The following is a 12,658-nucleotide window of genomic DNA, read 5'->3' on the forward strand; positions in this document are numbered from 1 at the left end:
ATGTATTCTCCTCTCTTATCCTTTGTTAATGGAAGTTCCAGATGGTTGAACCAACTTCGGTAAAACAACGATGAATAAAGCTAAAAGGCCGATAGCGATAATAGCTAGGAATATCAACGTGCGCGTTTTGTTAGTAGCCGTCTCCCTATCATCCATGTAGCTATCCGGCAACTGCATATCATTCTTACTTTCAGCCATAAAAAGGTTTAGTTCGGAAGATTTCGCAGCCACCGTGCTCTTTTCACCTCTAGCAGAAGTTTGAAACAGAAATGTAGTATCGCTTCTATTAGGAAGCTGCCTTCTTCCATCAAAGTAAATATTAAATTGCTTATCCGGAATCGTGTTCTTCATCTCTGTTTTTTTTCCATCATGCAAGTAATCGGTATTTTTCTTGAACTTGAGTTTTTCATATATTACTGGCTCAAGTTCTTCTATTGTTTTACCTTCCTCTGCCAAAACAACCTGTAAGTCTACAAATAAAACTGCAAACGCTAGTAAAACTAGCAACAACAACACCTTAGTTTTCATACGCTTCCTCTGCCTGCAAGACTGGTTTGTTCGTCTGTTTAAAATACGAAACGATTAGCATAATAATCGCGATTACACCTGTAATAATTGTTCCCCATAAGAAACTCGTTTCCGGTTCATATTTAATAGACATATAGACATTTGATAATACATCTGGAAGTGGGATATCTGGTACCGCCAGTATTAATAGTGGAATAATATACACACACATGAGCACAACACTTGCGATCCATCCTGCAGATTGCCCAAACTCGAGAGCGGTACGAATAATCGCAGCACTCGCAAGCAATAGAAGAATTGTAAATATTGTCCATTCAACTGCTCGTTCATCGTTCAATATATACATATTAATGCTGTATAAACTAATAACGAGTCCTACGAGTAAGGATAATATTGCTGTAAGACCTAAACGTATTCCGATTGGACCCTCTTTCATTTGATACGTGAAGTATCCGATCAAGAGACTACTAATAAGTAAAATGATAAATAGAATGACTGGAGGTACTTTCTGCGCTTCTTCCGAAAGTGCGGCCTCTCCTTTCACATCTAATGGATTAACAAAGTGGTTGAATGCATATCCATTTTCTTGCCCATCTACATACGTGTTTGCAAGGAATCCTTTTATATCCTCATCAAATGCTGTCATCGCATTCACATTAGTCTCCCATTTATCACTAAATTCACTGGATGTATTTCGGATGTCGCCAGCTTTAGCAGATAAATCATTCGCATAATTGACCAAACTACTCTGTTTTTGAGATAAAGATTGAATCATGCCGCTCAGGGAAACAAGCTGATTACTTACATTTTGTTGACCTGACATGACCTCCCCTTCCGTAGCTGCTGCCACAGGTTCACTCGATCCGATCATCATGGATGGTGTTTGAATTTGTTGAAGGAGCATATTCGCTTGTTCATCAATGGCATTTAAATCCGTCAGTAACGCTGAATGCTGTTCCTCAACCGTTTCCTTGTAACCAGACATAATGGCTGCAAATGTCGTATTCAAATCCGATAGGCCAAGCTCCGTTTCTGGAATGCTCTCGTTTACAGAAGTCCAGCCTGCAAGCTCCTCCTCATTTAAATCCACCACGTTTTTCAATAAAGCTGTTAAAATCTCATCCTCTAACATAGCGTCCTTATTTGCAGTTTGACCTCCCTCGCTAAGCGTAAATTCAAATTGCTCTAGCGTTGCATAATAGGAGAGAAGAGAACTAGTATCTGTACTAGTTGCTCCTTTAGCAAATAACTCTTCTAATCTTGTTCGTTGATCATTTGATAATTGCGGATGTTTTAATAACGATTCTTCTTTTTGCTTAATTTCCGCACCAATTCTTGCTGTGTCAACCGGATAGGAGTTTAATATTTGTTGCACTGATTCATATTCTCTATAAATAGAATTGTAATTTTCTAGTAGATTTGTATAATCAGTCGCTGCTTGGGTGTAGTCACTTTTTCCTTCTTCATTTGTTTGATTCCAAATGCTTTCTTTGGTAGAGATGCCTGTATTAATCGTAGCTAACTCTCCTTCGAGCTGCTCAAGTTCAGCGATAAATCCAGATTCAGGATCTGCTGCTGCTACTTTTTCTTTCATAGCAGAAAGCGCAGTTAATATTTCCACCACTTTTGCTCGCTCTTCTTCTAATGCAGGAAGAATTATCGCTTCTTTACTAGCAGCTTTACGATCCATTTCTTCCTTCGTTGACATTAGCTGTTGTTGATCTGTTCCAATATTCGTTACACCTAATACAGCAGGACCGTTCTTTCCTGTTTCAATGCCTTTTTCCAAGTTAGCTAAAATAGTATTATTGTATCGGTCAATTGCAGTTCCTTGTACAATCAGTAAGTCGGACAATTGACGGTCTACTTCATTTTTACGTAATTCGGATAAGGAATTTAGTTTTTCTTTGTTTGTATCGATTATTTCATTTACTTTTTGAATTTCTTCGTTTAATGTTTCTTGGCTATCTTCTAGCATTTGAACCGATTCGTTATATTTTTCGGCTTGCATTGCTGCAGCTGCTTGAATTTTAGCTAAACTACTATCTTGCACTTGTTGTAGAATCTGTTTTTGTGTATCTTGAAATTCTCTGTATTGCTGAACATATGTGATAAATCCGTTCATTTGTTGACCAAATGTTTCTGCATTTTCTATGCGGGAATTATGTGCATCGCTTGCTGAACCTATTGTAGAAAGTAAAGAATCCATTTGCTCTTTCTGTCTTTTCATTTGCTCCGCAAGCGTTTCGGATTCTGGTTTATAGTAAGCCGACATAGCACTAAGAAATTCTGTTTCCTTCCCTAAGATGTTCGCAAATTCTTTTTTAATATGATTCATTTCCTGGGCAATATATGTCCAGTAAAGCGTCGAAACCTTATCATTTACTCGATTTGTAGCTAATTCAATCTCATTTAGCACGCGCTCTTTTTTAATGCCTGTTTTTTGACGCTGCACTTGATAAGAAAAAGTCGCTTTTTTTGGATTTTGTTGATCATACGACATAATATTTTCTGAGAAGTTGGATGGAATATATACGATCGCCTCGTATTGATGGGATTTTAACCCATTCTCTGCCGCTCCACGCCCCATCACTTTCCATTCATACGGAGAATTCTCTGCCAAAATGGAAACGACTTCTCTTCCCATCTCCACATTTTCTTCTTCCTTCGCTAGTCCTCTATCCTCATTCACGATGGCAATTACTCGTTTGTTTGTTTTATTCAAATCTAGCAAGTTAACACCCATCAGTTGAAAAAACAAAATAGGGACTGCTAATATAACTAAAATTCCAGCGGTTAATTTCAACCATTTCATATGCTTATCTGATTTCATTGCAAAATCTTCCTCTCCATCTTGCATAATGGGAGCTGGACTTTCGTCGTACTCCCATTCAACATATAGTGCGCAAATCCTAGTGGCAATTCCGCTTCTTTTCGCTCGTAAGCTAATGTGTATAACGTTTGTTCTGACTTCTTCGTATAAAGGATTGCTTGACGAACAAGTTTTAGTTCATTTGTAAATGCGTCATAGCCCTTAGAAATTTCTGCATTGTTTCCAGAAACAATGACATTAAAACCTAAGTGAGCATAGTTTTTCATCATTTTTGAAAGACGATCTTGGATCCCGATATCTGCGACTTGTAAAAATCTTGTATATCCATCGATTACAAAATAGGAAAGAACTACTTCTACCGCATTTCCTTGTTGCAGGTTTTCCACATACGTTTTTTCTACTTCTGCATAATATTGCTCTACACGGGAAATCCATTCAACTAAGCTTTCTTTTGTTTCTAAATAATCGATAGCCGAGTTGTTAGAAAATGTGGATAAACCTCGGTCAAAGGAGTCAAAGACACCTATAAATCCTGTTTGCTGTTCCATTAACGTAGTAAGCATCCACTTTAACGTATTTGTTTTTCCACGCTGTACTTGCCCAACTAGTAAGCAATGACGATTTTTCTTGAAATCGATTGATATTGGAAGGACAGTTTCTTCATCTAATCCGATTGGAACGAGACCATCTTTTAGCTTAGGCTCCAAATAAGCAGCAAAATGAATAGACGTCAACTCAAGCGGCAACATTGCAATTGGACTTGGAAGTACTTCACCACGATATTTATCCTGCAGTGCTTGAATATTTCTTTTCATCGATTCCAATACTTCGAAATCATCTGCTCCTTTACTTGGAAGGTAAATTTGCGTGAAATAGGCATCTTCTTTTTTCAATATGGCCCGACCTGGGAATGGCTCTAAGTTAAAAGGAACACGCCCAATAACTGTAAATGCTTCCGTTGCATCCAATAAATAATGAACAACCTTCGTCTTTAAGTTATTCATAAGCGATTGTCTAACAGATTGCACCCTTGTCGCTGCTATGAACAAGTAAATACCAAGTGATTGACCATCTCTTCCGAATTGAATAAGCTGCGATTCCAATTCTTCCATCTCTTCACGGACGATATCATAGTTATCTACTACCAAATAGATAAATGGTAATTTCTGTTCAGATAATTTGTTATACATATGGATATTGCTCACTTCTCTTTGTTGGAAGACGATCTTTCTTTTCGCAATTTCATCCTTTATTCGTTTGATAAGTTTTTCACGTTTTAATTCTTCATCGATTGTGAAATAATCAGCTGTTTGCGGAAGTTGCTTTAATGGAAGCAACGAACCATTTCCATAATCCAAAATATAGAAGTTTGCTTCGCTTGGTCTTAATTGCTCAGCTATCCCAAGAAGGGCAGTAAGTAATGTATATGATTTACCATATCCAGAAGAACCGAAAACTCCTAGATTTCCATCTTTCGACCAGTCGTAGTTCATTTGCGTTTGACTTTGTTTCTCAGGTTCATCAATAACACCGATTGGCACCCCTTTTTGTAATGGAACAGTTGTTACTTGCTTTTCCATTCGAAGTGCGAGTGGCGGCAACCAAGGACTAGCAAGTTTTTGAATATTTAACGTTGCTGTTGTTTCTGCGATTTTCGCGGTGACAGCTTCAATTTCCGTTACACCACTTGATTTCTTTTTCCCATTTATTGCAATACCAGAAAGCGGATAGAGACCGAGATCTGTGACGATCGCCACGTCGTCTTCTCCTTCCAATACTTCCTCCATATAGGCAGCTCCACTCCATGCTGACTGGAATAATTCGTACACTTCGTTGTTTCCAACTTGTAAGTATCCTCGACCAGTTACCGTAATGGATGCGGCATCACTATTTTTTAATATTTCTTTACTATCCGATGCATCCTGCACCTTCAACGCTACGCGAAAACGAGCATTACTCCAAATTTGGTCATCGATAATGCCTCCTGGTTTTTGAGTCGCTAAGATCAGGTGCACACCTAAACTTCGACCGATTCGTGCAGTACTTACAAGTTCACGAATAAATTCCGGTTCCTCACTCTTCAATTCGGCAAATTCATCGGAAATTAAGAATAAATGTGGTAAAGGCTCCGCTGCCTTACCTGTTTTATACAAAGTTGTGTAGTCATCGATATGTGTAACCGTATACTGATCAAACAAACGCTGCCTTCTTTTTAACTCACTATTAATAGAAGCAAGTGCACGCATACTAAAGTTTTTACTTCCTTCAATATTTGTGATAGTACCAAGAAGATGCGGGATTTGTCTAAAGGGCTGTGCCATTCCCCCACCCTTATAATCGATTAATAGAAAAGCTACTTCATGTGGATGAAAATGAACTGCTAGCGATAGTATATACGTTTGTAAAAATTCACTTTTACCTGAACCCGTCGTACCAGCAAGTAGCCCGTGGGGACCATGTGCTTTTTCATGTAAATTCAATTGAACGAGCTCATCTTTTCCTTTAAAGCCAATTGGTACAGCTAAGGATTTGGCAGATTCGTTCATTGTCCAATTGCGACTAATCGGAACATCTGCTACATCTCTGACTCCGAACATTTCTAGAAAACTAACGGAATCAGGAATTGAATTTTTAATACCGATTTGATGATTCAGCGTTCTTAGCATCCGAGCAAAGCGTTCATTTGTCGTTTTATCGTAGCCATCTAAACGAAATGGAATATCCACTGCTTTTCCAGCTTCAATTAGAATATCGCCTTCTTGTTCGTTTACGTACCGAACGAGTGTATGGACATTTTCCGTCATACGCTCTTGTGCTGACTCTGCAAAAATAACGGAAATGCCAAGCTCCTTCGTGTTTTTACTTTCCAAGTATTCTAAAATTACATGCTCAGCAAGTAAGGAATAATCAGAAATGATAAAAATAAGATGAGGGGCGAACTTCACTTTGCCTTTCAATTCATCTATATCTCGCTCTCGAATAAGCTCATATAAGGAAGAAAGTAACTGATCTCTCGTTTCTTCATTATGGATTAACCCTCTTGCATGCATATGTGGAAGCTTGAAATGTGGCAACCATTTCATCCATTCAATATCTGCATATTCCTCATGATTAAAAATATATATAAATCTCGTATCATGATAACTATGTGAAAATGCCAGTTGGCCAATGATTTGATGCAATTCTCGTTTAATAACCGATTCTTTTCCTATAAGACCTAATATCCCTTCCGAGAGATTAGTTGTGATCGGTGCTTTTGGAATTTCTTTGTATACTGCTTCCATTCGTTGCGCTTGTTCTAGCAAGTCATCTATTTCTCGATTTGCTAAATCGCCAGATGATAGTTTAACCTCGTAGCTAGAGGGAATAGTACCTGTACCTAAACGAAACTCTAAGAAGTCATGACTTTCTAGTGTACGTTCCCAAATTCTTCCGGAAAGGGAATTCGTCATTTGTTTCATTTCCTCGAAAGGTGGGAAATGATAGGCTAAAACCTTTTTCTGTTTTTCCGATAGCTCATACAATTCCTGTCGTATGTTTTCTAAATAAGCTGTATATACGCGGAGTCTTTTTTCAGCATTTAACTTTCGCTTTTTACGGTCCTTGAAAAATTGGACAGTCGACATTACTAATACAGCTACGAACATCGCCATCGAAATTATGATGAAGCTTCCTCTTGGTATGAAGTAAGCAACGAGTCCTAGAACAATAAGCATGACAAGTGGAAGGGCAATCGTTAACAATAAGCCGCGTCCGTTATCATCACTTTCCTGAGTAGGAAAAGAGATCGATACCTTATCTTCAGGTAAGTCATAAATCATACGAGGCGTACGTCTATAATCCGGATACATATGGAATATTTCCGATTTTGGCACGTCAATTTCAGAGAGGCTCGTTTCGTATTGGCTAGAGGTTATGACTTCTAATCGATCGCGTTCGATTAGTTTCATTTCCATGAAAGCCCACTGGATAATATCACCGGTTTTCAGGATGGTGTTCGATTCACATCGTTTTCCATTCACATACAATGGGCTGCCGAATGCTTTTTTAATAATCCATCCGTCCTTTATCTTGTTCAAGGAGAAATGACCGGACTCCACGTGTTGGAATTGAACATTCTCTCGCTTAAATGTCGCCGTCTCTAGTTGACAGTCAAAGGATATTTCCTGTTCGTAGTCTATAAAGTAGGTCTTCGTTGTAAGGGCTGCCGAAGTAGCATATAGATGCAGTACTTTGTCTTCTTGATCAATTCTTAAACCTTCTTCGTCTGTTAATTTCCCCACATATTCATCCCCACTGTATACGGAGAGAATTTTGTCTTCTTTTTTTACAGTTATATTTCCATTTATAAATGGGTACGTTTGAATCGTTACGTCATTCTCTACTTTTGAGCCTATTGTAAAGGGAACAGAATCATTTTCATTTATACTAATACGCTGATAATATTCACCGTAAAACAGCCATAGTTGCAGCAATGCAATACACCTACTTTCCATTTGCTCAAGTTTTGTTGCTTATCTCTCTGCTTTTTCTTTCTCTTCCTCTTCTTCTTGCTGCTCCATCAGTTTTTCATATTCTTCTACTTCTCTATCTATTTCATCTAAGAGTGTTTGCATCTCTTCACCTGATAATTTCTGGTCTGCCTTCACTTCTTCGCGTCTTTTTAATAATCCGTAAGTAATAAGCTCGCCGTCTTCCATCGACCTAGCTAGATCCACAGCATTTTCTGCTTCTCCTCGATTAATATAAATCCAATACATTAAATAATCGGCATCCGTCTGCAACGTAATATTAGACAATACATTTTTCTTTTGTTCTTCGTCTAAACGTTCATTCGTTACGGAAGCGTAAGCTAGTTCGTATAACACAACATAAGGCATAGCCTTCACACTATACGGACTTAATCGGGTAACAACCTCGCTGTAATTTTGTCCCAAAAAGTATTCATGGCTGAGGGTATATGCTTCATTTTTTGGCTTTTCGTGTATGAAATAAATAATAGTAAATATGATTGCAGGAATAATTAGCACGCCAAGCCCTATAGAAAGCCATTTCGTTATCTTCCATTTTTTCCGTGGGAGTTTTACATTCGCTTGTTCCCTTACTTCCAGTTGCTCCAATTGCTGACCGATAAAATCGAGTAAAGACTCGCTATCAGTCATCGACATTAATTTTGCGCCAATTTCTTTTAACTCAAGAATCTCCGAGTATTTCAAGTACTCCTCGAACGTAAAAGATGGGTCTATGCTAGCCGCTACGACAGCTTTCGTTTCTAACCAAACTTGCTCATCATTTGTCTCATATGGCGGCAAGCTTCCCATTACGCCGTAATACAAAAAGGAGGGATCCATTCCTCTGCTATAGACAATGTTTTCCGGACAGACGATTAAATTTAAGCGAGGATAAGGATGAGCGTAAACCTTTTCTACAAGCTGATTAGCGAACATCCATCTTGATTTTTCATCTTCTAAACGCATGAAGCTAAATCGTTTGAGGGAAGATGGAATCACCGCTTGAATGATCAGTTCATCATCCGTTATCGTAATATCCTTCAAAATTTTTGGGCTTACTTCTTTTAGGAAAATAATTTCTTCCGTTCTTTTAAATCCGACCCGTTCTTTTTGAAAGACGAACGTTGTTTTACTTTCTTCTTCATTTATTTCTGCACCTATCCGATTTTTTAAATATGTATGTGAATTAGTGGCCATCTTCATAACTCCTTCAAATAATTTCGATTCGATCACCAGTTGTAATTCCGCAATGCGCAAGCGTTAAATGACCTGGAAATAATTTATCTTTGTTTACTACACGCACCCAATGACCTTCCCGTGGAGTTTTGGAAATTGCATTTGCTTGCCACGCTATATCAATCATTTTTTTCATCGTATAATAATCGGATAATCTAAGATCCATTACATCACCTTCGTAATTGGACAAATCTACCGTAATTTCTATATACATAATTTCACCTCTATGAAGGAAAAAGCGCCTTCCTCTTTGGAACGACGCTCTACTTTTTTCTTCTTCCGAGTTGGAAGTTTTATCCGCGGATTTGACTCGCGATTTGTTGGTCTGCATCTTGTAATGCTTGACCTGCACGGCTTAATTGAATTCCTACTTCACTTAAAAGTTCACGCATTTCGTTAAAATGAGGTTTAAGTCTTTCGTATTGCTCAGCGAATGCTGCACTTGAAGACCCTTCCCACATTGATTGCAACTCACCAATCATTCCATCTAAACGACCGATTTGGGATCCAACCTCCCCTGACTCATGGTTGTAGCGAGAAGCCATTGCATCTAGTTCTGCTGGTGTTACGCGAATAATTCCTGACATTCCATACATCTCCCTTATCTTTTAATGTTTTGTCATTTATAAAATAACTGTTTTGGGAAGAAATGAAGATTTTCAAATTGAACCTTTAGTACTTCACCAACACAGATACTTCCGCTGTTTTAGTAAATACGAATTAATTTCTGCTCTAATCCAAGGATTCTATTCCCAACTTAATAGAGTGTTAAACCTAAATATTCATTAAAAACAAAATATTTTTTATTTTTTATTTAGGATGCAAGAAGTTGGTTATATTTTCAAAAATAAATACCTAACTTTTCCTTAATATAATAAATAACATTACAAGTTGCGTACGTCAAAGTTACAAAATTTACATAAAAATTTACTTAGTACCATGAACTCAAGGACTTATGTCACGACATTTTAATATGCAAAACTATTTGGCACTTTTTTTATATCGATTTCCGTAATAATTAGCTAAAAAGCAAAAAATCATAAATCAAAAATAAAACTAGTGCTTTTTAATCATTTTCTATCAGAATAGTCGAAAAATATCTCGATATAAAAATACTCAATACTATGTGTTTAAGTGCTAGGGTTTTTGCCAAAACATTGGTACAGCGGAAATGGTCCTTCTTAAGACAGAATTCATTCACTATAGGTCTTAAATCGTATAAAACTACTTCCTTATCAGCATGATTGCTTTTGAAAACTAAATGGTTGCTCTTGATAAAGAACTGGTTGCTTTTAATGAACAGTATGTTGCTCTATACCATTTTCCGGTTATGCCTTCATTCTCCAAACATAAAAAAGCAAGGAGGATTAATTCTCTCCTTGCTTTTTTATTCATAGTTGTAAAATCCTCGTCCACTTTTTCTGCCTAAATGGCCTGCGCGAACTTTTTTACGCAATAACGGTGGCACTCGATATTTGGAGTCGCCTGTTTCTTCTAATAATGTCTCTGCAACAAACAGCATCGTATCTAGCCCAATCAAATCAGCTAGCGCGAGCGGACCAATTGGATGATTTGCACCGAGCATCATCCCTTTATCAATGTCCTCTGCTGAAGCAATCCCTTCTCCAAGCACAAAAATAGCTTCATTGATCAATGGGACCAAGATTCGGTTCACTACAAATAACGGGGCATCTACAATGGATATACTCTCTTTCCCAATCGATTCTACTAAACTAGCAACAGTCTCATATGTTTCGGTTGAAGTATCTGACCCTCGCACAATTTCTACAAGCTTCATAACTGGCACTGGATTAAAGAAATGCATTCCAATCACTTTTGCTGGTCGTCTAGCTGCAGTAGCTAGTTCTGTTATGCTTAGTCCAGATGTATTGGATGCAATAATTGCTTTTTCATTCAACAATGCACCTAACTCCGCAAAGACTTTTTTCTTTATTTCCATATTTTCAACGATAGCCTCGATCACAATATCCGAATCCTTTAATAGTGGAAGCTCTTTCGTAAAAATAATTCGCTCAAACACTTTATCTATATCGCGCAAATCCTTGCCTTGCTTTTTGTACACTCTTTCTAAATTTTTATGCATTATTTGCTCTGCTCGAACAAGCGCTTCCTCATTTACATCACATAAGATTACTGTATGTCCGGCATCTGCCATCACTTGCGCAATTCCGTTTCCCATCGTACCGGATCCTAACACGCCTACGTTCATCTACTCATCTCCCTAGAACTTAAACTTTCTAAATATATATAGCAACTTCTTGATGTTTATTTCGCTATTTCCCGGGAAATTTCGACAGCTTTCGCCTCTGAAACCCTCTAATAACTACTATTACTAGGGCTACATACTCTCTATTACAACCGCAATTCCTTGGCCTCCGCCAATACATAAACTAGCAACTCCGTACTTTAACCCTCTATTTTTCAACTCATATGCTAATGACAGGAGCACCCGCGTTCCGCTAGTCCCAACAGGATGCCCTAAAGCAATGGCACCGCCGTTGACATTTGTTTTAGCACGATCAAGTCCTAATTCTTTTTCCACGGATAAATATTGAGCAGCAAATGCTTCATTTACTTCTATTAAATCCATATCCTCTAAGCGGAGTTCTGCTTTTTCCAAAGCTTTTCTGATTGCTGGTACAGGACCGATGCCCATAATTGAAGGGTCGACTCCTGCTACACCCCAAGAAACGATTTTAGCAATAGGCTTTAGTTCGTTTTCCGTTACCGCTTTTTCACTCGCTACAATGACAGAAGCGGCACCATCGTTTATACCACTAGCATTACCTGGTGTCACTGTTCCATCTTTCTTAAAGGAAGGTCTTAAGGTGGACAGCTTTTCTTCTGTAACATCTGCTTTTATATGTTCATCTTGAGATACAAGTACAGTTCCTTTTCGAGTAGGTACTTCTACTGCTACTATTTCGCTTGCAAAAACACCGTTGTTACGAGCTTCCCCCGCACGTTTTTGGCTAAGTAATGCAAATTCATCTTGCTCTTCACGCGTTATTTCATATTGCTCCGCCAGTTTTTCTGCCGTCATTCCCATGCCACTACCTACATATTCATCGGTAAGTGTGGATAGCACCATGTCTTCATAAACGACAGAGCCCATTTTGGAAGCACCGAAACGCACATTGAAATTGGAGTATGGAGCCATGGACATGTTTTCTGCTCCTCCAGCTAAAACAATTTCTGCCTCGTTCAATAAAATCAATTGTGCAGCAGAAACAACAGACTGCGCTCCAGAACCACATAAACGGTTCACATTATAAGCAGGAACCTCTATAGGCACACCTGCTTTCAAAGCAATATGCCTGGATAAAAACGAAGCATTGGTACTAGAGTGAATGACATTTCCATAAATAACATGATCCACTTGAGTAGCATCCACTTTCGATCGTTTTAACGCCTCTACTGCGGTCGCAGCACCTAAATCATCTGCTTTTACTTGTGCAAAGGAACCTCCAAAGCTAGTAAAAGCAGTTCTAGCACCATCTACAATATAAACTGAACGCATTTCTTTTCC

8 protein-coding genes are annotated in these 12,658 nt (G+C 38.2%); all 8 read right to left on the bottom strand.

Annotated features, from left to right (window positions below; all coding sequences use genetic code 11):
* Positions 1 to 15: 15 nt before the first annotated feature.
* Positions 16 to 528, bottom strand: a complete 513-nt coding sequence (locus FG382_RS14190; protein ID WP_142539549.1) for a type VII secretion EssA family protein — start codon at positions 526 to 528, stop codon at positions 16 to 18.
* On the bottom strand, positions 518 to 3,388 hold the full coding sequence (gene esaA / locus FG382_RS14195) for a type VII secretion protein EsaA (RefSeq protein WP_142539550.1): 2,871 nt from the start codon (positions 3,386 to 3,388) through the stop codon (positions 518 to 520). The genes FG382_RS14190 and esaA overlap by 11 nt, the downstream gene beginning before the upstream one ends.
* Positions 3,358 to 7,836: a type VII secretion protein EssC gene (gene essC, locus FG382_RS14200; RefSeq protein ID WP_142539551.1), complete on the bottom strand. Its 4,479-nt coding sequence runs from the start codon at positions 7,834 to 7,836 to the stop codon at positions 3,358 to 3,360. The genes esaA and essC overlap by 31 nt, the downstream gene beginning before the upstream one ends.
* 39 nt (positions 7,837 to 7,875) lie before the next feature.
* Positions 7,876 to 9,069: a type VII secretion protein EssB gene (gene essB / locus FG382_RS14205; protein WP_170206525.1), complete on the bottom strand. Its 1,194-nt coding sequence runs from the start codon at positions 9,067 to 9,069 to the stop codon at positions 7,876 to 7,878.
* A gap of 13 nt (positions 9,070 to 9,082) precedes the next feature.
* Positions 9,083 to 9,322, bottom strand: coding sequence for an ESX secretion system protein YukD (gene yukD / locus FG382_RS14210; protein ID WP_142539553.1), 240 nt, complete (start codon positions 9,320 to 9,322; stop codon positions 9,083 to 9,085).
* Between the two features lie 79 nt (positions 9,323 to 9,401).
* The gene (locus FG382_RS14215; protein ID WP_093265042.1) at positions 9,402 to 9,695 is read right to left on the bottom strand and encodes a WXG100 family type VII secretion target; all 294 of its coding nucleotides are present in this window, start codon (positions 9,693 to 9,695) and stop codon (positions 9,402 to 9,404) included.
* Positions 9,696 to 10,495: 800 nt separating this feature from the next.
* On the bottom strand, positions 10,496 to 11,338 hold the full coding sequence (locus FG382_RS14220; protein ID WP_142539554.1) for a 3-hydroxyacyl-CoA dehydrogenase NAD-binding domain-containing protein: 843 nt from the start codon (positions 11,336 to 11,338) through the stop codon (positions 10,496 to 10,498).
* A 129-nt stretch (positions 11,339 to 11,467) separates the two neighbouring features.
* Positions 11,468 to 12,649 carry an acetyl-CoA C-acetyltransferase gene (locus FG382_RS14225; protein ID WP_142539555.1) on the bottom strand — a complete coding sequence of 394 codons (1,182 nt, stop codon included), beginning with the start codon at positions 12,647 to 12,649 and terminating at the stop codon, positions 11,468 to 11,470.
* Positions 12,650 to 12,658 lie beyond the last annotated feature (9 nt).

Source organism: Psychrobacillus lasiicapitis (genome assembly GCF_006861795.1).
GTDB classification, from domain to species: Bacteria; Bacillota; Bacilli; order Bacillales_A; family Planococcaceae; genus Psychrobacillus; species Psychrobacillus lasiicapitis.

Coding starts and splice junctions, on each gene's coding strand:
- FG382_RS14190 (WP_142539549.1), bottom strand. CDS start 528: ATGAAAACTAAGGTGTTGTTGTTGCTAGTTTTACTAGCGTTTGCAGTT.
- esaA (WP_142539550.1), bottom strand. CDS start 3,388: ATGCAAGATGGAGAGGAAGATTTTGCAATGAAATCAGATAAGCATATG.
- essB (WP_170206525.1), bottom strand. CDS start 9,069: ATGGCCACTAATTCACATACATATTTAAAAAATCGGATAGGTGCAGAA.
- yukD (WP_142539553.1), bottom strand. CDS start 9,322: ATGTATATAGAAATTACGGTAGATTTGTCCAATTACGAAGGTGATGTA.
- FG382_RS14215 (WP_093265042.1), bottom strand. CDS start 9,695: ATGTCAGGAATTATTCGCGTAACACCAGCAGAACTAGATGCAATGGCT.
- FG382_RS14220 (WP_142539554.1), bottom strand. CDS start 11,338: ATGAACGTAGGCGTGTTAGGATCCGGTACGATGGGAAACGGAATTGCG.
- FG382_RS14225 (WP_142539555.1), bottom strand. CDS start 12,649: ATGCGTTCAGTTTATATTGTAGATGGTGCTAGAACTGCTTTTACTAGC.